Source organism: Citrobacter sp. CK198, assembly GCF_030333295.1.
In the GTDB taxonomy this organism is placed as follows: Bacteria; Pseudomonadota; Gammaproteobacteria; order Enterobacterales; family Enterobacteriaceae; genus Citrobacter_B; species Citrobacter_B koseri.
Genome location: NZ_JAOWGE010000032.1, coordinates 57,737 through 79,312 on the forward strand (window position 1 = coordinate 57,737; position 21,576 = coordinate 79,312).

Annotated in this window: 24 protein-coding genes; 22 read left to right on the plus strand and 2 right to left on the minus strand. The window is 53.7% G+C overall.

The window, feature by feature from the left end; all coding sequences use genetic code 11:
• Nucleotides 1-6 precede the first annotated feature (6 nt).
• From OGY62_RS14800 to OGY62_RS14855, 12 genes are all read left to right on the plus strand, one after another.
• On the plus strand, nt 7-372 hold the full coding sequence (locus OGY62_RS14800; RefSeq protein ID WP_064290596.1) for a TIGR03750 family conjugal transfer protein: 366 nt from the start codon (nt 7-9) through the stop codon (nt 370-372).
• Nucleotides 369-1,040: a PFL_4703 family integrating conjugative element protein gene (locus OGY62_RS14805; protein WP_064290597.1), complete on the plus strand. Its 672-nt coding sequence runs from the start codon at nt 369-371 to the stop codon at nt 1,038-1,040. Before OGY62_RS14800 ends, OGY62_RS14805 begins: the two co-directional genes overlap by 4 nt.
• Nucleotides 1,037-1,945: a TIGR03749 family integrating conjugative element protein gene (locus tag OGY62_RS14810; protein ID WP_064290598.1), complete on the plus strand. Its 909-nt coding sequence runs from the start codon at nt 1,037-1,039 to the stop codon at nt 1,943-1,945. The genes OGY62_RS14805 and OGY62_RS14810 overlap by 4 nt, the downstream gene beginning before the upstream one ends.
• The gene (locus OGY62_RS14815) at nt 1,938-3,437 is read left to right on the plus strand and encodes a TIGR03752 family integrating conjugative element protein (RefSeq protein ID WP_286460195.1); all 1,500 of its coding nucleotides are present in this window, start codon (nt 1,938-1,940) and stop codon (nt 3,435-3,437) included. The genes OGY62_RS14810 and OGY62_RS14815 overlap by 8 nt, the downstream gene beginning before the upstream one ends.
• Before the next feature lie 14 nt (nt 3,438-3,451).
• A complete protein-coding gene (locus OGY62_RS14820) occupies nt 3,452-3,865 on the plus strand; it encodes a TIGR03751 family conjugal transfer lipoprotein (RefSeq protein WP_502873553.1) in 414 nt (137 codons plus the stop codon).
• Nucleotides 3,865-6,726, plus strand: coding sequence for a conjugative transfer ATPase (locus OGY62_RS14825; RefSeq protein WP_286460197.1), 2,862 nt, complete (start codon nt 3,865-3,867; stop codon nt 6,724-6,726). Before OGY62_RS14820 ends, OGY62_RS14825 begins: the two co-directional genes overlap by 1 nt.
• Complete coding sequence (locus OGY62_RS14830; protein WP_064290602.1) at nt 6,723-7,136, plus strand: hypothetical protein; 414 nt, start codon at nt 6,723-6,725, stop codon at nt 7,134-7,136. Before OGY62_RS14825 ends, OGY62_RS14830 begins: the two co-directional genes overlap by 4 nt.
• Nucleotides 7,137-7,421: 285 nt before the next feature.
• Nucleotides 7,422-7,826, plus strand: coding sequence for a TIGR03757 family integrating conjugative element protein (locus tag OGY62_RS14835; RefSeq protein ID WP_064290603.1), 405 nt, complete (start codon nt 7,422-7,424; stop codon nt 7,824-7,826).
• A 73-nt stretch (nt 7,827-7,899) separates the two neighbouring features.
• Complete coding sequence (locus OGY62_RS14840; protein WP_286460246.1) at nt 7,900-8,835, plus strand: TIGR03756 family integrating conjugative element protein; 936 nt, start codon at nt 7,900-7,902, stop codon at nt 8,833-8,835.
• Between the two features lie 10 nt (nt 8,836-8,845).
• Nucleotides 8,846-10,330, plus strand: a complete 1,485-nt coding sequence (locus tag OGY62_RS14845; protein ID WP_286460247.1) for an integrating conjugative element protein — start codon at nt 8,846-8,848, stop codon at nt 10,328-10,330.
• Nucleotides 10,331-10,343: 13 nt separating this feature from the next.
• The gene (locus OGY62_RS14850; protein ID WP_286460198.1) at nt 10,344-10,715 is read left to right on the plus strand and encodes a hypothetical protein; all 372 of its coding nucleotides are present in this window, start codon (nt 10,344-10,346) and stop codon (nt 10,713-10,715) included.
• On the plus strand, nt 10,712-12,223 hold the full coding sequence (locus OGY62_RS14855; RefSeq protein WP_286460199.1) for a conjugal transfer protein TraG N-terminal domain-containing protein: 1,512 nt from the start codon (nt 10,712-10,714) through the stop codon (nt 12,221-12,223). Before OGY62_RS14850 ends, OGY62_RS14855 begins: the two co-directional genes overlap by 4 nt.
• A 39-nt stretch (nt 12,224-12,262) precedes the next feature.
• Here OGY62_RS14855 and OGY62_RS14860 read toward each other — a convergent pair whose 3' ends face one another.
• Nucleotides 12,263-12,661, minus strand: a complete 399-nt coding sequence (locus OGY62_RS14860; RefSeq protein WP_286460200.1) for a hypothetical protein — start codon at nt 12,659-12,661, stop codon at nt 12,263-12,265.
• A gap of 282 nt (nt 12,662-12,943) precedes the next feature.
• Between OGY62_RS14860 and OGY62_RS14865 the strand changes: the two genes are divergently transcribed.
• From OGY62_RS14865 to OGY62_RS14880, 4 genes are all read left to right on the plus strand, one after another.
• Entirely contained in the window at nt 12,944-13,300 is a 357-nt protein-coding gene (locus OGY62_RS14865; RefSeq protein WP_286460201.1) for a hypothetical protein, read from the plus strand.
• Nucleotides 13,301-13,690: 390 nt separating this feature from the next.
• Nucleotides 13,691-13,786, plus strand: a complete 96-nt coding sequence (gene dqlB, locus OGY62_RS14870; RefSeq protein ID WP_275951764.1) for a DinQ-like type I toxin DqlB — start codon at nt 13,691-13,693, stop codon at nt 13,784-13,786.
• Nucleotides 13,787-14,584: 798 nt separating this feature from the next.
• A complete protein-coding gene (locus OGY62_RS14875) occupies nt 14,585-15,196 on the plus strand; it encodes a hypothetical protein (protein ID WP_286460202.1) in 612 nt (203 codons plus the stop codon).
• Nucleotides 15,197-16,226: 1,030 nt separating this feature from the next.
• Nucleotides 16,227-17,114 (plus strand): integrase domain-containing protein, encoded by an 888-nt coding sequence (locus tag OGY62_RS14880; RefSeq protein ID WP_286460203.1) that lies wholly within the window; start codon nt 16,227-16,229, stop codon nt 17,112-17,114.
• Between the two features lie 73 nt (nt 17,115-17,187).
• Here the strand turns inward: OGY62_RS14880 and OGY62_RS14885 are convergent, their stop codons facing one another.
• Nucleotides 17,188-17,910, minus strand: a complete 723-nt coding sequence (locus OGY62_RS14885; protein ID WP_286460204.1) for a hypothetical protein — start codon at nt 17,908-17,910, stop codon at nt 17,188-17,190.
• Nucleotides 17,911-18,357: 447 nt separating this feature from the next.
• Here OGY62_RS14885 and OGY62_RS14890 point away from each other — a divergent pair, with 447 nt between their 5' ends.
• From OGY62_RS14890 to OGY62_RS14915, 6 genes are all read left to right on the plus strand, one after another.
• Complete coding sequence (locus tag OGY62_RS14890; protein ID WP_286460205.1) at nt 18,358-18,696, plus strand: hypothetical protein; 339 nt, start codon at nt 18,358-18,360, stop codon at nt 18,694-18,696.
• Nucleotides 18,697-18,776: 80 nt separating this feature from the next.
• Complete coding sequence (locus OGY62_RS14895; protein WP_286460206.1) at nt 18,777-19,157, plus strand: hypothetical protein; 381 nt, start codon at nt 18,777-18,779, stop codon at nt 19,155-19,157.
• Nucleotides 19,158-19,263: 106 nt separating this feature from the next.
• Nucleotides 19,264-19,632 (plus strand): hypothetical protein, encoded by a 369-nt coding sequence (locus OGY62_RS14900; RefSeq protein ID WP_286460207.1) that lies wholly within the window; start codon nt 19,264-19,266, stop codon nt 19,630-19,632.
• Between the two features lie 99 nt (nt 19,633-19,731).
• Complete coding sequence (locus OGY62_RS14905; RefSeq protein WP_286460208.1) at nt 19,732-20,280, plus strand: hypothetical protein; 549 nt, start codon at nt 19,732-19,734, stop codon at nt 20,278-20,280.
• 73 nt (nt 20,281-20,353) lie between these two features.
• On the plus strand, nt 20,354-20,839 hold the full coding sequence (locus tag OGY62_RS14910) for a hypothetical protein (protein ID WP_286460209.1): 486 nt from the start codon (nt 20,354-20,356) through the stop codon (nt 20,837-20,839).
• A gap of 87 nt (nt 20,840-20,926) precedes the next feature.
• Nucleotides 20,927-21,529, plus strand: a complete 603-nt coding sequence (locus OGY62_RS14915) for a DUF3085 domain-containing protein (RefSeq protein ID WP_286460210.1) — start codon at nt 20,927-20,929, stop codon at nt 21,527-21,529.
• The last annotated feature ends 47 nt before the right edge of the window (nt 21,530-21,576 follow it).

Below are 21,576 nucleotides of genomic sequence, written 5' to 3' on the forward strand. Positions count from 1 at the left end.
CCCGCGATGCAGACTATCCGATTTTTACCCGATCGTCTTAATGCCGAACCGGTTGTCTTTCGGGGTTTTACCACCCCGGAGATGGGGCTGGCGGCATCAATGGGGGTGGGGCTGGGTTTGCTTGTTTCGCTGCCGTTTGTTCTCCTTGCCGGCTGGGTGGTGATCCCCACCGGCATGCTGATCATGCCACTGCTGGTTATTTGGTTTGGTGGCAACCGGCTGACACGCCTCAAGCGCGGTAAGCCGGAGAATTATATCTGGCAGCGCCTTGAGCACCGTAAACGTCGTATGGGGTGGGGCAATCTCACTCTGATCATCGACCAACAGAGCTGGTCACTGCGGCGCAGCCGGGCTGTTAAGAGGTCAATATGAGCCGTTTTCGTCATGCGGTAAAAAACCGTGACCAGCACATCCTGACGCTGCGCGCAGCCTGCGGTGTGCTGGTTGTGTTTCTCCTGGTCGCCATCATTGGCTGGATGCGGGCACCATCAAACCTGACCATCCATAATCCGCCGGATTTGCGCAGCGGCTCGACCCGCGCCTGGTGGGAGGTCCCGCCTTCCACGGTTTACAGCTTTGGTTTCTATATTTTTCAGCAGCTGAATGCCTGGCCGAAAAATGGCGAAGTCGATTACCCGGCCAAAATCAATGCGCTTTCTCCCTACCTGACGCCGTCGTGCGAGCGGTTCCTCAAGGCGGATGCGAAAAAGCGCAGCGAGTCCGGCGAACTTGCCGGCCGCACACGCGTGGTGTTTGAAATCCCGGATCACGGTTACAACGGTCGCTATAACCAGAACCCGGTTGACGTAAAAGGTCGGGATAACTGGGTGCTCCGTTTGGATCTGGTGGCGGATGAGACGTTTGCCGGCGAACCGATAAAACGCGCCCTGACCCGTTATCCGCTGAAAGTGGTGCGGTCGGAAGGGGATCCGGAGCGTAATGAATTCGGTCTGGCGCTGGATTGTTATGACAGCATGCCGCAGCGCCTTGCGGCAGCACCTGCAGCGCCTGCACCCGAGAAAAAAGGAGTCTTCCAATGATGAAAGCACGTCTCCTTACGCTTTCTCTGAGCGTGTTGACACTGTCAACACTGGTTTCTGTGCCAGGTGCGCAGGCTGAGGAGCTGATGAAGTGGGAGCGTATCCCGCTGCAGATCCCGCTGGCGGTCGGCAAAGAGCGTGTGCTGTTTGCCGATAAAAATGTCCGTGTCGGCTTCCCGCCGGCGCTGAACGGCAAGCTGCGGGTGCAGAGCAGCGGCGGGGCGGTGTACCTGAAAGCCGACAGTGCGTTTCCGCAGACGCGTCTGCAGCTGCAGGACGTGGAGAACGGGGAGGTTATCCTGCTTGACGTTGCGGCGTCCGATAAAGGCTCTATCGAGCCGGTACGCATCGTCTACAGCGGTGATGTCTCCTCGGTCAGCAACAGTCATGACAAGCCGGCCTCCATGGAGGGAGGCGGTGCCTCGCCTGGTCAGGATAACGGTAGCCAGGCAAAGCGCAAGAAGGTGAAATACAACGCGCCGTTGCCGGTGGTGTTGACACGTTATGCTGCGCAGAGCTTGTACGGCCCGGTACGCACCGTTGAAGCCGTACCCGGCATTCACCCTGTCAATCCGCATCTGCCCAAACGCATCACCACCCTGTACCCGTCAGAGCCGGTATCGGTCACCCCGCTGGGTGGCTGGGGTATCGGTAGTCGCAATGTGGTGGCGCTGAAGGTACAAAACACGGCAAGCCGCAAAATCACCCTGGATCCGCGGGTATTGCAGGGGCAATTTGTCACGGCGACGTACCAGCACCGATACTTGGGGCCGGCTGGCACCCCGGAGGACACCACTACGCTGTATCTGGTTATCGCCGGTCGCCCTGACGGGGCATTTGTCGCCGAGCCGTCCGTGGTGCGCAAGACGGTGAAAGCGGCGAAGAAGGGGGCTAACCATGGCTGATGTGAAATCTAATATGCTGCCGAAAGTGATCGTGATCGGCGTGCTGGCGGCGGCGGTGATTGTCGGTCTTAAAGCCTGTAGTGGTAACAAGACTGCAGAGAAGCCGCAGCAGGCGCAGAACGTGCTGGCCAATATGTCGCCGGAAGAACTGCGTGCGCTGGGAGTCGAAGGGGATACCCCGGAAGACACGTTACGTACTCTGGTCGGCACGCTGCGCACCACGCGGGCACAGCAGACCGAATTGCAGGAAAACATCGATAACGTGTTGAAAGAGAATGAAGCCTTGCGCAAACGCAACAGCAACGTCTCCGGCCAGGTGAATGAAGCGGTGGCCGTCTATCAGAAGCAGGCACAGCAGCGTCAGCAGCAGTTGCAGGAACAGCAACAGACTCTGATGAGTCGTATCCAGTCGCTGACGGATCAGCTGGCGAGCAACAAGGACAAGGCCAAAAGTGACAGCGACATGCCGTTGGGACTGGGACTGGACGGCCTGGGCGCCGGCAGCGGCCGCGCTGCGGCTGGCGACGACGGCCTGATGTGGGTCGGTCCGAAGGACCAGAAAGAAGTCGATCCGCGCAATCCGAACAGCGCCAAAGAGGAGCCGCAGTTCCCGACCTCTTTTCTGTCCGACAACGCGCTTACGCGACAAAAAGCCAGGTATGAGCAGCAGGTGAAAGGGCACACCAACGAAAAAGGTGAGGAAAAGGGGACGGAGCCGGTGTTTACCCTACCGGAGAATTCCACGCTGGTCGGCAGTCGCGCGATGACGGCGCTGCTCGGTCGTGTGCCGATCAATGGCACTGTGACCGATCCGTACCCGTTCAAGCTAATGATCGGCAAAGACAATCTGACAGCCAACGGCATTGAGTTGCCGGACATAGAGGGGGCGATTGTCTCCGGTACCGCCAGCGGCGACTGGACGCTGTCCTGCGTGCGTGGCCAGGTTAACAGCATTACGTTCGTGTTCGCCGACGGCACGGTGCGTACCCTGCCGCACCCTGACACCAGTATGAAAGCCAACAGCAATAACAACAGCGGCAATAACGGGAAGGGGGTCAGCACCACCGCCGGTATCGGCTGGATTTCCGATGACAGCGGTATTCCCTGCATCGGCGGTGAGCGCAAGTCGAATGCCTCCACCTACCTGCCGACCATTGCCGCCCTGTCGGCCGCCAGCGCCGCCGGCGACGGTATCAGCCAGGGGCAATACACGACGCAGAACAACGTTAACGGCATTACATCGACGATGACCGGTAACGCCGGCCAGGCGGTGCTGGGGAAAGCATTATCCGGCGGGATGAAAGAGACCGCCGACTGGGTACGTGAGCGTTACGGCATGATGTTCGATGCCATCTATGTGCCGCCAGGTCAGAAACTGGCCGTGCATATCACCCGCCAGCTGGCGATCGACTTTGAGGCCAAAGGGCGCAAGGTGCGTTATGACGACTTCAGCCTGCCGGGCGAAGGTGGCAGCGCCGGCGGTCTGGACTAAGAGAGGAAACCATGATGAAGACATTCAGATCAGCCATGGTCATGTTGGTGATTGGCGCTGCCCTGTCCGGCTGTTCCACGTCAAAGGAAGAGATGCTGCCGCCGGGTGACAGCACGATGCTGCAGCTCTGGCAGGGCGAGGATGGCGGTGGCTCATCACGTAATGCAGTGGTTGCCAGGGACATCCTGCGCCGCCCGCTGACGGAAAGCGAGAGCCAGGCCAGCGTTGCTGACGATCGCAGCTATAGCCGCACGCAGGAGAGTGAAATCAGCCAGCAGTTCCCGCGGCTGCCGAATCCCGATCTTGTGATGTACGTCTTCCCGCATCTTGCCGATGGCAACACGCCGGTACCGGGCTACAGCACCGTTTTCCCGTTTTACAGCCAGGTGCAATACGCAATGCCAGGTGAACGGACGGAGGCCTACTGATGCGATTTTTCCTGTTTGATAAAAAGCGTCTGACGCGTAAAAAGGCAACGATACCGGCGGAGACTGAAGCGCTGACCATCACGGAAGACGGTGCGCCGCTCTCGGTGGTCGGCCGCGAAGCGCTGACCCGTCCGGGCAAGATGAGCATCCGGGACGAGCAAAAGATTTATCATGCCAATCCATCCATCATTGATTATTTGCCGTGGGCTGAGTTTTTGGATCATGAGCAGTGCATCCTGCTCGATGACGGTGTATCTGTTGGTGCAGTCTATGAAGTCTCGCCGGTGGCGACAGAAGGGCGCACCACTGACCATCTTGAGAAGATGCGTGACACGGTAGAAGATGCCCTGCAAGACTCGTTTGATGAACATGATCAGAACCCCTGGGTGGTGCAGTTTTTCTGCAAGGATGAAAACAATGTTGATGCTTACCTGAGTCGCTTGCGCGGCTATATCAAGCAGCATGCTCAGGGCTCTCAACTGACCGAGTCCTGGCTGCAGGAAACCGAGCGACACCTGCGCGGTATTGCGCGTCCGGAGGGGTTATTTAAGGATACGCTGATCACCGACCAGCCCTGGCGGGGCCAGCAGCGCCGTACGCGCATGGTGGTGTATCGCTGGATCGGCAAGGGGAATACCGACCCGATGCCGCCGGTTGCCATGCTGAACCAGACCTGTGAACGGCTGACCGGCGCCCTGAGCGGGGCGGGGGTGACCTGCGTACGGCAAAATGGCGCGCAGGTGCATGACTGGTTGCTGCGGCACTTTAATCCGAATCCGGAATGGGTGGATAAAAATATACTGTACCGGGAGGCTGCCTATTTTGACCGGCGGGATACGCCGGACGGTACGATGCCGGTTCAGAACGATTTTGCCGAAACATTGTGGTTTACGCCGCCGGTGTCCGATCCGGACCACGGCGTGTGGTGGTTTGATAACCAGGCGCATTGCGCTATCCCTGTTGAGAAGCTGCGCCGTCCGCCGGAGCCCGGCACCATCACCGGGGAAATGAAGCGTGGTGAGAAGAAAATCAATGCGCTGATGGACATGTTCCCGGAGGGAACGATGGTCTGTATGACTATCGTCGTACAGCCGCAGGACACGCTGGAAAACGATTTTAACAGGCTGTCTAAAAACGCCGTCGGTGAAAATACCGAGTCCGGGCGCGTGCGTCAGGATGTGGCGCAGGTCAAGGAATTCCTGGGCAACCGCCACAAGTTGTACCGTGCCGGTATTACCTTTCTGCTGCGTGCCGGCGACCTGACGGCGCTTAACCATAAACGCGTGGAACTGACAAACGTGCTGCTCGGTGCCGGCCTGCAGCCGGTACGCCCGGAGTTCGACGTGGCGCCGCTCAATACTTACCTGCGCGCGCTGCCGATGTGTTTTAACCCGGAGACGGACAAAAAGTACTGGTACACCCGCCTGACCTTTGTGCAACACCTGGCCGGTCTTCTGCCGGTCACCGGCCGTGAAACCGGCACCGGTAACCCCGGCCTGAGCTTTTTCAACCGGGGTGGTGATTTGCTGACGTTTGATCCCCTCAACAAGCACGACCGCAGCCAGAACGCCCATATGCTCCTGTTTGGCCCCACCGGCGCCGGCAAGTCCGCCACGCTTTGTGCGGCAACGACACAACTCATGGCCGTACACCGGCCGCGCCTGTTCATCGCCGAGGCTGGTAACTCGTTCGGCCTGCAGGCGGATTATTTCGAGAGTCAGGGGCTGACGGTCAATAAGATCAGCATCAAGCCCGGCAGTGGCGTGTCACTGCCGCCGTTCTCGTTTGCGCACAGATTGATTGAGGAGCTCAGTTCTCTGGCGTTGGACGAGAACGAGCTGCCCGACATCGATGCCGATGATGACGATGAGGATAAACGTGATTACCTGGGAGAGATGGAAATCTCGGCCCGTATGATGATCACCGGCGGCGATCCGAAGGAAGAAGCCGATCTTAAACGTGCCGACCGGGCGATGATCCGCGAGGCGCTGCTAATGGCTGCACAGACGGCCTACGATGAACAGCGTCAGATGCTGCCGTCTGACCTGCAGAACGCGCTGTATACTATTTCCAATGATACGAGCAATGAAAAGCGTAATCCTCAGCGACGGGCAAAAGCGGCCGAGATGGCGGAAGCGCTGGGGATGTTCACTCAACCTGGCAGTTTCGAAGCCGAACTGTTCAACTGTGAAGGGACGCTGTGGCCAGAAGCAGATGTGACGCTGATTGACCTGGGGCATCTGGCGCGGGAAGGGTACGAGGCACAGATGGCGCTGACGATGGTGAGCTTGACCAACACCATCAACAACATTGCCGAGCGTGACCAATACTCGGTGCGGGATATAGTCTTTGTGGTCGATGAGGCGCACATTGTGACGGTCAACCCACTGTTGTCGCCGTATATGACCAAAATCGTCAAGATGTGGCGTAAGCTCGGTGCCTGGTTATGGCTGGCCACGCAGAACCTGAAGGATTTTCCGGATATTGCGGAGAAAATGCTCAACATGGCCGAATGGTGGATGTGCCTGACCATGCCACCGGAGGAGGTGAAGGATATTGCCCGCTTCAAGGCGCTGACGGAAGAGCAGAAGTCGGTGTTGCTGTCGGCCAGCAAACTGTCCGGATGTTACACTGAGGGGGTTATTCTGTCGGAACACGTGGAAGCGTTGTTCCGTGCCGTGCCGCCCAGCCTCTATCTGGCGCTGGGGATGACCGAAAAAGAAGAGAAGGCGGAGCGTCGTGCGCTGATGCAGGAGTTTGGCTGTTCCGAGCTGGAAGCTGCGTTCAAGGTGGCGTACAAGCTTGACCGCCTGCGTGGCCTGGTCGCCAGTAACGAGGAACAGGAGAGCCAGGCTGCATGATGACGTTGAAATACCCCGAGCCCGCTGTCCGTCCCCGGGCGGTACCGTCACAGGGTACCGGCCTGTTTAGTCTGCCGCCTCAGGGGGCAGCAACCATCAGCCAGACGGATGCGCAGGCGCTCAGGATGTTTTGTGGTGCCCTTCATGAGCGGTTACTGGGGCGGGTTGTGCTGACGGCACACCCGCACCGTATCGGGAGGCGAACCAGCGTGGCGCTGCATCTGGAAGGAAGGTTGGGACAATCAGTCGATGTCCTGGTGACGGTGACAGGAACCGCATCCTGGCCACAACCGGAGGAGTACGATCACCCCCGTTGGTATATCACCGTAACGGACGCAGCAGATGTGGTGTACCTGCTGCTCCATCTGAGCGATTTGTGCGAGCGTTTTCAGGTCAATCAGGTTTCTTAAGCAGGGGGGTAACATGGACCACCGGCCAGAAGGCCGGTTTTTTTATTAAGAACACGGTATACTGACTTCGATAGTCCGTTGTCATGTAAGCAGTGAAATAACCATTTATATTCACATCAATAATTCATGGTTGTGTCGATCAAAAGCATATAACAAGATGCGCCCGTTTGAATATGTTCTTGCCGTACAGGGAAAATTTTCATAATCGGATAAAGACTTCTTTGCTGCCTTTCTGACCATGTCGTTGCACCCTGTGTGGATTCAGTCCATGCAGGAGTGCACGCCATGAAAATCAGCACGTTGCTGATGATGTTCCCTCTGCTGATGCCGGCATCGGTGCTTGCCGGCACGGTACTCTATACCGACTCTCACCATCCCCCGACCAACATCGATGCGTCGGTATCCGTTATTTATCTTGACGGCCCGGAACAGGTGCAAACGCAACTGTTCGGTGAGCTGTCGTCAAACCCCGATGAGGCTACGCGCCAGGCGCAGGCCGTGTTGAAGTCCCCGCAATGGCAGGCGAACGAGCAGCAGCTGGTCACCGTTTACCGTGCGGTGGTGCGCGCCTGGGAGCTGGGTGTCAAAAAAGTGCCAGCGGTGGTGTTTGACGACATCGACGTGGTGTACGGCACTGCGGATGTTGCTCGGGCTGTGGCACTGCGCGCCCAGGCACTGGGAGGGCAGTGATATGCAACATCACCTCCCCGAAACTTCGCTTCCCGGTCAGTCCCGCCTGAATCTCAAATCCCTTGGCATGGCCATGATGCTGTCAGTGGCCAGCGTGCCGGCAGCCAATGCCGTGCTGAACAGCGCGCAAATTGTTGCCAGTGCTGTGTCGCAGGCCTGTATCAGCTGGCGTGTCAGCGGTATCTGTTACTGGCTGTTTTGCGGTCTGCACGGTTGTACGGTGCGGACCTCGGTCAAGGTGACGCACTTTATCCCGGAAGCGGTGGTCTCGACCTACAACAGCCAGGGGGGCAATCCCTGGCGTGAAATATCGATGGTTAGTCAGGCCTCTGGCGACCTGGAGAGCAGTATTACCGGCGTGCTGAGCGGTGTCCCTGCCGGCGGCGGTAATAACGAGCTGAAAACGCCTGGCCAGCGCAAAACCAACCTGCATTTCAAATACGCCGACGCCATTGGCCATCCGGCGACGTCCATCATTGGGGGCAGTATCCCCGGATATTCCTGTCGCAGTGCCGCCATGCCATTCGTGCCGTATTTCCTCAGCACGCTAGACAGTCTGGCGTGGCGTACCGGCATGCCAGAGTCCCTCTATCCCGAAGCCCTGGTGCCTGGCCTACGCGAGATTGGCAGCCAGGCGGGAACCAACATGTGGGGCAACGTTTACCCCCGGTCGGGATTTGTGACCCAGGTTGATGATGACAAAGCCGGCGCCATTGTGGCGCAACGGGTGGCCGACATCATTACCCGCTCTGGCCAGCCTCACGTCTACCAGCCATTGATTGGTCAGCGCTCGGAAGGATACTGGCCACCAGGTGCCGTTAAGGAAAATACCGGAACCAGCAACCACAAATGGCAGCGCCTGGCACCGCAGTTGAGCCAGTCCTGCGCCGTCTTCCCCGATGGCAACTATTCGCCGGCGGCGGATGCCAACGCCGCCTTTGCACTCTGGCAACCCTACAGTTGCTGCCAGCGCCGTGGGCAGCGTTTCCTCTACAGCACGGATTTCTGAGGTCTGAATGATGAATTACACGATGCATAAATCTTTACGGGGACGGCGCAGGCTGCTGTCTCTGCTGATAGCCGGCAGCCTGGCGTTGGCCGGAACGATGAGTGCGCACGCCGACGACAATGACAACAACGGGACACTGTTCGGCCTTTCTCTGCCGGAGGTTAATGACAGCAACATCGGCTATGGAAAGAGCGCCAGTGGCGCGGTGTCTGACAAGTTGTTTTACTCGTTGGGCGGAGGGTCGGTGATTTCACAACCGGCGACGCGCGGCAATATGCAGCGGTTAGGGATGAACCTGGGCTGGAGCTCGGATTTGATGTGCGGCAACTTTGATCTGAAAACGACAATCGGCAACCAGCTCAATGGCGTCACTGACGGGTTCAGGAACCTGATGAGTGACGTTATTCAGGGGGCCACCGGTGCGGTGGCCAGCCTGCCGGCGATGGCTATCCAGCGTGCCAACCCGGGACTGTATGAAATGCTGACCAACGGAGTGCTACAGGGCGGGGTTGCATTCGATAAGGCGCAGCTTAACTGCCAGAACCTCTCCAAACGCATGATGGACATGGCGGACACCGGAGCCTGGTCGCAGGCCGCGGCGATGGAAGAAGCCAAAAGCCTGGTGAACAGCAGCGGCGGTGATGCCGTTCGCTCGATGAACGCGACGGAGAAGGTGACCGGTCAGTCCGGACAGACATGGATTGGCGGGCAAAAACGCGGCGGCTCTGGTCAGCCAGCCATCAAACCGACGCATGACCTGGCGGCAGCCGGTTACAACATGATGAATGCGTTGCCTGTAACCAGTACGTCCAGCGTGTCCGGCAGCAGCTGCGCCGGCGGCGCTTGTGCCAAATACGCCAGTAGCGAGGAAGCCGCCGTCGCGGTGGTTAAGGTGCTGGGTGATACTTCGTTGCGCACCTGCAAAGACGCGTCTCAATGTACCAGTGGTGAAGGTAGTGAGCAGCCGGGTAGCACTGTCGCCGGCACCGGTTTTTCACCGATGCTCGAAGATGCCACCAGGACCAACAATGAACAGCTGGCCAAACTGGTTAACGGCGCTGAAAAACCGACGGCGGCGAATCTGGCCAAGCTCAAATCCGGCAGTCTGACGGTGACTGCTGGCGTTATTCGCGCTCTGCAACGCGACCCGGACAATGCTGCCCTGGTCGGCCGTCTCGCCAGCGAGCTGGCGATGGCCGACACCATTGAGACGGCCTTTCTGATGCGGCGCATGATCACCACCGGCATGTCTGAACCGAACGCGGCCGCTCAGAAGGTGGCGATGCAAGAAGGTGACCGCCGTATCGAAGCGCTCGATCGCGAAATCACGGCGCTGAAAAACGAGATGGAGATGAAGCGGGAGATTTCCCGCAATGCGGTGCTGACCATTATCGATCGCGAGAACAACCGCGCTGAAACCAACCCGCAGCGTCAGTCTTCTGACAGCCCGGATACCAGGTTTAACCAGTTGGCCATACCGGAAACTGACCAGTGAGTGTGGAGACATCATGACTGAATCAGAGAAGAAAGACCTGCTGCCCCGTCGGGACGGCAGGTTTGCCCGGGGCGCCAAACGCGTTCTGCAGTTGCTGGCGATGTTAATTATTGCCATGGTTGCTGCAATGGGGATGGCGCACTGGAGTGTCAACCACCCATATGAAACCGCAGCGCTGCGTGGCTGGGTCTACAATACCCGTTACGGCTGGCTGTTCTGGCGCCTGGTGCTTTACGCCGTGCTGGCCTGGGGATTCTGGAAAATCTGGCACGCGCAGGGGGTTAAACCGGAACATCATCAATCCCTCAAGCGTATGGCCATCGCGTGCACGGTCTTTGCCCTGGCGTGTGAATACTCCATGTTCGGCGGAGGGCTGACGCTATGATGACCAACAGTTATCTGGAGTATTTCCTGACGCTGCTCGGTTGGATCGTGAACAACGGCCTGTGGGAGCTGCTGGTCAGCACGGGGCTGTTTGTGCTGCCGCTGTTGTTCAAGGTTATTGCCATCTGGCTGAAAGTCCGGGAGGAAGGGGAAGATGAAGGCAACAAGGGGCTGTTGTCCCTGCCACGCATCGAGAATCTGCTTTACGGTGCGTTCTTTGTGATGCTTGCCTGCTGTCTGCCGCTGATGAACGTTAGCCTGGACACCATCAAGTATGACAGCAGCCGGGCGAGCACCTGTGGCACCTGGACACCTAAAAAGCCGGATGAAACCGGATACGCCAGTATGATGTCGAGCATGAACGGCCAGACGGCGAAGGTACCGGTGTGGTGGTTACTTGTTCATAAGCTGTCTAAGGGGATTACGTCTGCGGCCGTGGCCAGTATCCCCTGCCGGCCGGATTTGCGCCAGGTACGTTTTGAGGTCCAACACAGCCGGGTCAATAACCCGGCGCTGGCGAAAGAGCTGCAGGACTTCACCAATGATTGCTATGCATTGGCGCTGTACACCTGGCAGAACCGTGACCAGGGGCAAACAACGGACAAGGCGACGCTACGTGACATCGAATGGCTGGGGTCGAAAACCTTCCTGAACGGCGGGTACTACAACAACCTGCAGTCGAAAACGCCGCGCGCAAGCTTCTCATGGAACGAATCACGGGACAGTGGCCGGCCGAACACCGGCCGGGGTGGATACCCGACCTGCAGCGAGTGGTGGTCAGCGACCGATACCGGCCTGGAGGCCAGGGTGGTGAAGCAGGTCGATCCGGGCGTGATGCTGCGGATGTCTGCAGCATTGAAAATGATGGGTGAGAACAACGCCGACTATAAGGAGGCGGTGGTACGCCGTCTGGTCAGCCCGGATAATCTGACCGTCTCCCAGGGCGGGCGCGCTTATGCAGGCTATGGTGGCAATGCGGACTTCACAGGGGATAATGCGGCCACGCGTCTGGCTTCGATTGGCGGTACGGCTCTGGGCAGCCTGGCCGCGTTCCCGGCCTTTGATGCCATGCGGCAGGCCTTGCCGATGGCGCAGGCTGTTCTGCTGATGGCGGTGTATATCATGGTGCCGCTTATCCTGGCCTTTGCGACCTATGAGTACAAAACGGTGATCACCGTGACGTTCGTAGTCTTTGCGCTTAACTTTCTGACGTTCTGGTGGGAACTGGCGCGCTGGCTGGACAGCTGGCTGCTGGAGGCGCTTTACAGTTCAGACTCGCACAGTCGCTGGAACGTGGCCGGTTTTCAGAATAGCTCTGATGACCTGATCATGAACTTGGTGATGGGAGCTATGTTCATCGTGTTACCGACAGTATGGATGGCCGCGCTGTCATGGGCCGGTATCAGTGCAGGACAAGCGATTGGTAATGCTGTAAATGCAGGATCAAAGAAAGCGCAAGATACAGGAGGACAGGCTGTCGACATGCTGAAAAGAACAGTGAAACTGTAAAATGATCAATATAGTAGAGGGTTGGTTGATTCAGCCCTCTTATTCATCCTCCTGGTCCATTCGATATTCTCCGCAATATAATCCAAACCCTTGGTTACCATCTCTATACTCTGTAAAAGACTCATTATTAGCTGAATCAAAATACTCAGAGTCAGTTGCTTGGGGGGATGTTTGGTTTACTTGTCGCAGTATGAATGCGATAGCCCATATAAACAGTAAGCATCCAGCAATAGCCACTCCTCCAAGCAATGCTGCAGTAAGGGAGGCGAGAAATGCTATAACGATAGGAAAGTGCCCAATCCAGCCTGGCAGCTTATAGCTGTGCGCTTTAGCTACACAGAAAGCATCCCACTTCAGAATGGTACTTTTAATACGTTTCCAAAGAGTTGCCATACGCACACCGCGCTGATAGGCGTGGTGCTGTGTTGTATCGTTCATCATCACTCCTTAGCCAAGTGATACCCTGATCCCATCCTAGCTTAAATAACAATCAATTGCTATTTGCCAGGTTCCTCTGGTGGTAGGCACCCGAGCCTGACTTTTTGTACTCTGTGATGCATCAGGTATCCTTTATGGGAAACGCTACTGGCAAGTTGTCAGGTTGTAAGAGTGGATCACCGGGTATTGGGGATCAACGGAACAGTAAACGTCGCCCCTCAAAATGTGGGGTTCAATTAAATTTAACCAAGCGCTACCCTGACGATTTGACGAGGAACCATAATGCTAATCAAGGTGCGCGTTTTTAATGATGTACAGGTAGAAATCCTCTACTACGAAACAGAGATAAATGCAGCTCAGTTGATTGAAGTTGCTACAGGCAGAGTCGATACGGTCAGAAGGAACGGGAAAGCATGGGCACAAGGTGCCGTGCCTTTCTTCGGTAAAGAACTCGTTGAGGCTGTGATGAGAGATAACCCAGAAGAGATAGAGAGAAACGCCATCAGTGCAGCGATGGCAGCCTGGTTGTGTGACTCTGAATTCCAGGGTGTTACAGCCGAGGAGTTTAAGGCATCAGACCTTGATTTCAGTCTCCATCCAACAGGCATGGTGGTTTACAACCGTAAGTGGATCGGTTAGCAAACTATGTAGTTGATACCTTAGTTAACGTTCGAAGAAATGATTACAGACACAAAAAAGCCCGACTGGTGAGATCGGGCTTTAATGCTTTGCCCCAGACTGAGGCGGGAATACCAAAACAATTGACGGCTAAAGCATACGTCTACTGAGCCATAAATGCAAATGGTGTGAAATAGGGTATACTGCGTGGGTCAATCTTGTTGGCGTTCTCTCTTCAGCTTCTCCCGCTTATGCGGCATGAACGGATTAAAGTCCTGGTTGAAAAACAGGTGGTGCTGTTTCAATGCCCAGGCTGGAGCGGGAATACCAAAACAATTGACGTAAGGTAGCCGTTGTGACAGGCAATGTAAGGGCAATCAGCGGTATTCCTGCTCTGTATGGAGCAAACGGATGATTAACGTGTTAATCGTCGTTCTGCGAGCGGTAATAGAGGTGTCAAAAGCTGTGATTACTGTTCTGGAACTGATCCGCCAGTTCATTGATTAATGAACCCGGAAACGTAGCTAAAGGTGGGGGGACCACTCCCCACCTTTTAAAATTTCATTCAAATCTTCTGAGCAACATATCTTCCTTCTCACTGTTCCATAACCAGCTGTTTTCTCGGTTTCCAGCCTGCCACAATCAACAACTACATGACGCTGACTAGCTGTCAACATCGACATGAGTATGACAGCACTCATCCATACTGACTGAATAAGATTTTTTGTTAACGGGACATTCCGGATGTTAGGATATTCCCCCCGGACGAAACCGGTTGCCGATAATCCAGGGGTGGATTTGTTGTTTACAGGTTCCCGTCCGGGCTCTTTACTTAATGAGGTGAGAGTGCTCCAGATGTTGATATGGTGAATTTCCAGAAGTTGGCCTATGGCCAGAAAACACAGAAAGGAACGTAAAGGCCATGCTTCGTATTCCTGTCTGACATATAGTCATTTTTTTCACATTTTAATTCATTATGTTATGGCTCCTGCCTGACTTCCATGTTGTCATAGTATAGCCCTTATTATTTTAGCGATAAATGCATGCAGTTATTGAGCATGTTACATTTTTCAGAGAAAGCACAAGAGAGGTTTTTGGGGCAAAGAACACGGAATATGAATGTGGACGGGCAGACGCGCTGATAATGCATGTCTCCGTGCAGGGTAACTAAATATGCTGATGTAAACTAACTCAGCTGTAAAAATAACATAAGGGTTAGGTGCGGACCGAAACACTGGTTGAATATTACCTTAGAGTATGTTAAGTAATGTTCGATACGGTCTTTTTAGAATTTAAGAGGGTGCTATGTTCCGTAAGATAATAAATATATTTGGGAGGGAGGCGGATTATAAGTCGGAATTTCATTCCGCTGCGAAGCGCGCGAAAAAGTGGGGGCTTGATGTGCCGGATATAAAAATAAGTGAGTGTCCCGTTCTTACTGGTGAAAAAGGGAATGATGCGTTAAGGGCGGTTCAGGACATTGCCTCTCGATACACTGCAGAAGAAGTATCACAGCAATGTTTTTGGTACATGCATTCTGCAAAAGATGTATTAGAAGATGTTTTGCAGATGCCAATCTATTATACCCTTGGATATATTGACTATGAAAAAAGCCCTGTTTTTTATACCCGTGTGGAGAGTTTGAAAGATAAGCTCAGTTATCCTATTTCGGGAGTGGGGGCGCTAAATTTACATGCGTGGTTAACAACGCCAAGTATGGAAATAATAGATCTTACGTTTTTCACAACTTACGGCGTTGTACATAATATGCCATCTGCCATTGGGCGTATAGTATTTCAACATTATTCGTCTTTCAATGAAAATATGGTCTACCATCCACAGTTGGTCGGCGAGGATTATTTGAAGCGTATTGGCGGGATTGTCGATCTTAGCGCGGCAGGCATGTTTATAATTTAGTATTCATTTTATGCTGGTGAGGTTTTTTCTCGCATTTGTTTTCTCTGTTCCATTATTAACTAATACATGGTTTTGTTCCTGCTCCTTTTTGTTATTGACTAACTTCGGTTAAATCATCTACCCTGTCACTGTTGTACTGTCGTCAATGGACGACCATCCAATGTCTCAGCACTCTGTGAGAGACGCCTTCGGGTGAGTGCCAACCAATGTTTCGTGTGACCTGTGAGAAACGCCTTCGGGTGGTCACGATATCCTCATAGCCTGAAAGGGGATGCCCATGTGGCGGGTACCTCCGTTTATCCTTTGAGAACGGAGATCACGACTGTGATGAAGGTTCATTAACGACTCAACCGCGCCAGTCCTGGTACGGTTCCTTTCACCAATAACGTATGTATTACGTCTTTCAGCGATAAAGCTCGCCACGGCGAGGTTTTATGCTTCAACGTTTTGATTCTTTTATTTTTTATGACGTGTTGCTGACGATGCGACTTTTGAACGCACGTATAAGGCCATTTGGTACATTTGGCCACTTACGTGAGTTTCATTAGGAGCAGAGGAGCGCGCGTCACTTGTGAAGTGGCGAAGACACTACCAAGTGACGCGCGTAGCGCATAACGTCTCACCCCACGCATGACGTGGCTTTCAACGTTTTACTACCATCTGACCAAAACGTAGTCCGTGTCAGTACGGTTTTAAACACTCATTCACTTCAACGTAATTACGACGGAAAACACCGTTTTGAACGTTTCACTATCTAAAAGGAGGAAATCGACTCGGTATCGATGGCGACACTACGAACAGTAGTGTGTGGAAGCAGTCTGACGAACGTCAGCCCGGCGTAAGCCGCGAACAGGTCAGAGACCTGGGGAGCTTCGAAATAACTCAACATTTCGCCGCCCCGATGCACAGATACCAGTCGAGACGCAGGAAGCGCAAAAGTAACCGTGTCGTCGGGGTTGAAATTATCGGGATACAGATCCGTCTGCTTTGTGTAAAGCAGAGGGGTGTGTATCCCGTGGGAGGAGAAGTTATGTCAAAGCTCAGCAAGCAGCTGGTTACGCTCGCCCGCCAGGGACGAGGGAGTTTTAAAACTGTCGCAGACCGTTCGAGAATAGCAGAGCGTTTTGCTGAACGCCTTGCGAAATTAAATATCCAAATCCGTGATGTAAAACACGTCAAGACGTCTCATATCGAAAAGTATATTAGTAGCCGTATAGCTGAAGATATATCAAAACGCACACTCCAAAATGAAATGGCAGCGGTACGTTCGATCATGTCAGTTGCAGGGCGGAATAAACTCGCTGATCCTTCGCATGAGAAATTGAGTAACCAGGTTTTAGGTATCTCAGGGGCAAGTCGCGACGGGACTAAAACACCACTGCCGGATGATAAATTGGCTGCAATTGTTAGCTATGCGTTTAAAAAAGATGAGGGCGTAGCAATAGGTGTGCAGTTGTCCCGTTACCTGGGGTTGAGAACAGAAGAAACAGTTCAGTCCGCCAAATCACTAAAAACCTGGAAGCAGGCCATTTTGAATGGCAATGATAGAGTTAAGGTGATTTTCGGGACTAAAGGGGGGCGGGCCCGGGAAACAACAGTATTTAATCGCGAGAAGGTCTTGTCCATTTTGGATAAGGCGATAAAGCATTGTGGTGAGAATAAGGGGAGGCTGATTGATAAGCCGTCCCTGCATACCGCGATAGAACGATACAGAAATATCGTACGTGAGGCTGGTATGACTGGAAAGGATGCGCCCCATAGTTTGAGATATGCCTATGCCAGGGATGCTGTAACGCATCACGTTAAAAATGGCATGAGCAGAGAAGAAGCAAATGCATTTGTCTCGATGGATTTAGGGCACGGGGATGGTCGGGGGCGTTATATTCGACAAGTCTATTTTAAAAATGATATTGAGTAAGTAGTGTTAAACGGTCGCAGCTCACACAGGGCTGCGACCTCTAAAATATAATTCTAAATGTATAGGATTATTTTTAATTGCTGTAGCTTTCCACCTCTTTATTTAAGCTTGCAATATAGCGCTCAATTTCATTTGTGATATCACTTAGGAAGTTATCTTTTAATAATACACCACCAAAATCACTTACGGTGATTAAATAATTTGATACGGCTCTGTTTAATGCTTTCAGTATCCGCTTCTCGGCATCTGACTTTTTAGTGGTTTTGCGGATGATTTCAGAGTATTCAGTACAAATACCATCGCCGTGAGCCATAATGTTTCGTAGGATTGTAAGATGGTCAACATCAACAATACCTTTTGCTCCAATCCCCTTCTTTAGAATCTGGTGCGTTTTTTCCAGAGTTCCTTTTTCTAGCTTCCCAGTATAACCACATAAATCAAGCATCAGTTTTACGCATTCATCCATACGGTGTTCGAAAAGACCATAGATTGTAAGAAATGCTGAGCGTCGAGTGAGTTGGGTAATTAAATATATATATTCATTTTTTACTTCATCACGATCGAGACCAATACATGATCCGTAAGTGTAACAGGTTCGTTCAAAGGTGTAAGGCACTCCATGTTCATCTTCTCCATAATCATCATACACCTCTTCTAATACAGCATCAGGCTTACAGGCCTCATCTACAGCTCGTTTGATATTGTATTCAGCCTGTTCTGCCAGCATTTTCATAACATATATTGCTGATGTTGCATCCCAAAGTTCAACACAAAATCTATTTCTAAGTTTTGCCATAATTATATCCTTTCTAAGTTTAATGGCAGGTTAACCAGAGATTATTGGAAAATTTAATCATTTTTGTATCCCATTAGTAATGTAAGAGTATATCGTTTATCTGGGGGGTTGACACATCTCAGATTTGCTCTGAAAATGAACAGGCTTACACGTTGTCTTCGGACAACCAGCCAATGCTTCAGCACTCTGTGAGAAGCGCCTTCGGGTGAGTGCCAACCAAAGTTTCAGCGGTCTGTGAGAAACGCCTTAGGGTGACTGCAAATAGCCTCGTAGCCTGAAAGAGGAAGCCTTAGTGGCGGTAACCCTGTTTAACCTTTGAGAACAGGGATCACTTAACGGTGATGAAGGTAATGACAGATGTACTGACGATTGCGATTATCGCAGTCCAATCCCCCGGGGAGATACCTTCCCCTCGGGCTGGTGTCTCTTCATTACAGGAGATACACCATGTCTGCTTTCACTTCTTCTGCTGTTCCTGATTTCATCTCAACCCTGCACCGCGTCATAACGGCTGTCCAGCGAATACCTTTTCGCATGGCGCCGCCGCGGTTTACTGACTGGTACGTCAATGCAGCAGGTAATTTTGCCGTTCGCGCGCATGTTACCTGCAGTGATGATGGTTCGGTCAACGCGGTACTGACGTTCCGCAAGGGTTGGTACAAAGGTGAATATACCTACGCAAGCGCCCGTGTTGCGTTGCCTTGCAAACATACCGAGCGCAGAAAGGCCTACCGGCTCGCCTGTCAGCAGGCCGAGCATCTGGCCAGGCTGCGTTACCGCTTCTAAAGCGCTTGCTTTAACCATTTATACCCTGACGGGATTTATTCCCTGCCAGGGGTAAATCCATCTTACAAGAGGATTTACCGATGAATACGCACATTAACTTCCGCACGAATGTTTTCGAGCTCAAGACATCACAGGACGTGCTTTTCTACCTTTGCGCTATTGAAGGTGAACTGTATACCGCAAGAGCCTATCGACGACTCGGGCTCGATCAGGAGCGGGATGAACCTCGTGAACTGACCGACCTGGAGAATAGGGTTATCAGTGTCGGTGAGGCTTTCGGGTTCTTTCTCTACTACCTGCAGAGGGATAGATTGCCGACGTTGTCCGATGCTGGCCGGGAAGTCTTGAGCAACCTGGACAGTCTTGGCAACGACGCCCACAAAGAAGCGTGGGCGTGGAGTTTGTCCTACGGCAAGGTTAACGGTGAGGCTGATGAAGCCATTGCGGCGCTCGGTTTCTGAGTTTGAATACAATGACATTGCGACGGCTATACCGTGGTCGACGCCCAACCCTGTCGGGGATTTATTCCCGTTAGGGGATAAATCCCCCACGTGCGAGGATTTATCCATGAATACCACTATCGATTACCTGAAAACCCCTCTCGATATGCTGCGCTACCTGTGCCTGCTCGAAAGCGAGCTGATGAGCGCGCGAGCGTTCCATCGGCTTGGTTTTGATGTGGAGCGCGATCCGGCAAGCGGTATGACGCTCGTTGAGGTTGCCGTTCATAGCGCCGGCTTTGCGTTTGGGTATTTCCTGTTTGCTCTACAGAAGAGCGGGTTACCTGCACGTCCCGAAACCGGAAAGGATGTGATGAATGTCCTGGACAAAATAGGGAAGGAAGTTAACGCATCAGTCTGGGAGCGCGCTGTGGCGGAGGGAAAACGTGACAGGGAGTCTGATGAAGTGATTGCTGCGCTCGATACGGCGTATTGAGGTACGGCGATTTGCGTAACACGTAAGTAGCACAACCCTGACGGGATTTATTCCCGTCCGGGGGATAAATCCCCCATTTTTGTTTCTGGAGGATTTATCGTGAGTACTACCGTGTATTTTGACGCACCACCGTCCCAGGACGCGTGGATTGATTTTACCCTGGCGGTGACCGAGATGTTCTGGCTGCTGCCGGCATCCGCAAGACCTGCAGGTATTGATGCGGCGGGGCAGCTGTTTGCCGGCGGCGCATTTGCAGGTCCGGGTATCCGTCTATCGTCATGGCCGGCCGATAACCTGCCCGTGCAGGAGGTTGTCCCGTTGGATGAGGCGTCGGATTTCTTTCACCGCCTGGTACTCATCCTGATACACAATCTGTGTCCTGGATGCGTGCGCATTGAACGGGAACTGTCCAGCCAGTCAGGCTGGGAGCAACCGCTTTTATGGTTGCGTCATCATCTGCAGCGTCCGGCGCTTTCAGCTCCGGGATACGTTGACGCTGCGGCGATGGGGGATGGCTCGATCCGTTTGCACCTTGAACGGTATCGGGACAGTTTGTGTAATGCCGACCTTCCTTATCACTGGCAGGTGATTACGTGGATGGATGAGGTGTTATCCCAACGCAGAAAGTTGTCTCAACGCGTCGCCTGATTAAGGCGCATAATTAACCCGGCAGGGCCTCCCTGCAGGGGAGCTCCTGTCCGTTTACCGAGAGGAGTGACCCATGGGGCTTGATATCAACTTTTTCCGTCAGCGTAAGGCTGACTATGCAATGTTGCCGGTAAACGGCGACTGGACACCCGTTGGCGACTGGGTGCCGTGTTCACCAGCGTGGCTGGAGGATGGCGGTGATTGTGCGCAGGCGCCGCGAATATACAACCACAAAACGTGTAATCACTATCATCCGCCGCTGCTGGTTCACACCTGTCATTTTCGCGGGTTTACTGCGTTGATGCACTGGGTGGCCAACAGTGTCGGGGACGTCAAAAGCGGCGAGCTGATGGCGTTTGACCGCAACGACATTCAGATGCTGCAGATGCTGTTGTCACGATTGAATGAAGCGAACTGCCATGAGGAGTTCCCCGATGAATCTCGTGACTACGGCGATGTGTACTGGATGCTGGTCGACTCACTGAAGATGTACGTTAACAGCGTACTGACCGGTTTCGACTTTAGTCGGGATCACCTTTACTTCCGGGCATCGTGGTAACACCACCGCGCTGGCCATAACGTTTCATTTCCCAGGAGGGACTTCCCCTCCGGGGGAAGTCGTCTCCGCTTTTTAAGGAGACTTTACATGTTGCACTTTGACCCTGAGGCATTGCGCCTGGTCGTAGCCGAAGTTAAGGCCAATCAGTGCAAACTGGTGTTGGCCAAAGACGACGGTGTTTACCTGATATCAGCCGTGGCCGAACGTGGCGATACGGGCCGCGTGAAGCACATAGTGTATGCCGATGGCTGTCATCCGGAAAAGGATGACGCCTGGTACGAAACTTCCCGCGTGTTGGTGGGGGGCGATGACTTTTGCGAGCATCTGCAGCTGGCAGATGACAGCGTAGAGCGAATACTTTCAGACAGCTTTGAACTCTGGATACACGTACTGCACGACCAGATCCATGTGCATGCAGCACCCGTCACCTGGGTGCCGGTGGCAGAGTACCGCCATATCATTAACCGCATGCAGCGACTGGCTCATGTCCATTACCGGGCATGCGTCGGTAACGCGGAGTACAAACGATGGCGCGTCAGCGCTATCGACCTGCTGGCTACCGCCAGTCATACCGATGCTAAACGGGCGAAACCGGACGACAGGGAGGAATTCCTCTCGATGTTCGAACGTCTGTATCACCTGGCCGACACGGTTAATGCGGAAGGGGCGATCCGTTTCCCTGCACATTAATCGTTAACCCATTCTTTGTCCCCTGGGGCGTATTCTTCGCCGCCAGG

Excerpts from the sequence above, each read along its gene's own strand:
- OGY62_RS14865 (WP_286460201.1), top strand. The coding sequence starts at position 12,944 with ATGCTAATCAAGGTGCGCGTTTTTAATGATGTACAGGTAGAAATCCTC.
- OGY62_RS14825 (WP_286460197.1), top strand. The coding sequence starts at position 3,865 with ATGCGATTTTTCCTGTTTGATAAAAAGCGTCTGACGCGTAAAAAGGCA.
- OGY62_RS14815 (WP_286460195.1), top strand. The coding sequence starts at position 1,938 with ATGGCTGATGTGAAATCTAATATGCTGCCGAAAGTGATCGTGATCGGC.
- OGY62_RS14885 (WP_286460204.1), bottom strand. The coding sequence starts at position 17,910 with ATGGCAAAACTTAGAAATAGATTTTGTGTTGAACTTTGGGATGCAACA.
- OGY62_RS14860 (WP_286460200.1), bottom strand. The coding sequence starts at position 12,661 with ATGAACGATACAACACAGCACCACGCCTATCAGCGCGGTGTGCGTATG.
- OGY62_RS14880 (WP_286460203.1), top strand. The coding sequence starts at position 16,227 with ATGTCAAAGCTCAGCAAGCAGCTGGTTACGCTCGCCCGCCAGGGACGA.
- OGY62_RS14900 (WP_286460207.1), top strand. The coding sequence starts at position 19,264 with ATGAATACCACTATCGATTACCTGAAAACCCCTCTCGATATGCTGCGC.
- OGY62_RS14910 (WP_286460209.1), top strand. The coding sequence starts at position 20,354 with ATGGGGCTTGATATCAACTTTTTCCGTCAGCGTAAGGCTGACTATGCA.
- OGY62_RS14805 (WP_064290597.1), top strand. The coding sequence starts at position 369 with ATGAGCCGTTTTCGTCATGCGGTAAAAAACCGTGACCAGCACATCCTG.
- OGY62_RS14875 (WP_286460202.1), top strand. The coding sequence starts at position 14,585 with ATGTTCCGTAAGATAATAAATATATTTGGGAGGGAGGCGGATTATAAG.
- OGY62_RS14845 (WP_286460247.1), top strand. The coding sequence starts at position 8,846 with ATGAATTACACGATGCATAAATCTTTACGGGGACGGCGCAGGCTGCTG.
- OGY62_RS14835 (WP_064290603.1), top strand. The coding sequence starts at position 7,422 with ATGAAAATCAGCACGTTGCTGATGATGTTCCCTCTGCTGATGCCGGCA.
- OGY62_RS14855 (WP_286460199.1), top strand. The coding sequence starts at position 10,712 with ATGATGACCAACAGTTATCTGGAGTATTTCCTGACGCTGCTCGGTTGG.
- OGY62_RS14890 (WP_286460205.1), top strand. The coding sequence starts at position 18,358 with ATGTCTGCTTTCACTTCTTCTGCTGTTCCTGATTTCATCTCAACCCTG.
- dqlB (WP_275951764.1), top strand. The coding sequence starts at position 13,691 with ATGATTAACGTGTTAATCGTCGTTCTGCGAGCGGTAATAGAGGTGTCA.
- OGY62_RS14850 (WP_286460198.1), top strand. The coding sequence starts at position 10,344 with ATGACTGAATCAGAGAAGAAAGACCTGCTGCCCCGTCGGGACGGCAGG.
- OGY62_RS14915 (WP_286460210.1), top strand. The coding sequence starts at position 20,927 with ATGTTGCACTTTGACCCTGAGGCATTGCGCCTGGTCGTAGCCGAAGTT.
- OGY62_RS14895 (WP_286460206.1), top strand. The coding sequence starts at position 18,777 with ATGAATACGCACATTAACTTCCGCACGAATGTTTTCGAGCTCAAGACA.
- OGY62_RS14800 (WP_064290596.1), top strand. The coding sequence starts at position 7 with ATGCAGACTATCCGATTTTTACCCGATCGTCTTAATGCCGAACCGGTT.
- OGY62_RS14830 (WP_064290602.1), top strand. The coding sequence starts at position 6,723 with ATGATGACGTTGAAATACCCCGAGCCCGCTGTCCGTCCCCGGGCGGTA.
- OGY62_RS14820 (WP_502873553.1), top strand. The coding sequence starts at position 3,452 with ATGAAGACATTCAGATCAGCCATGGTCATGTTGGTGATTGGCGCTGCC.
- OGY62_RS14810 (WP_064290598.1), top strand. The coding sequence starts at position 1,037 with ATGATGAAAGCACGTCTCCTTACGCTTTCTCTGAGCGTGTTGACACTG.
- OGY62_RS14840 (WP_286460246.1), top strand. The coding sequence starts at position 7,900 with ATGATGCTGTCAGTGGCCAGCGTGCCGGCAGCCAATGCCGTGCTGAAC.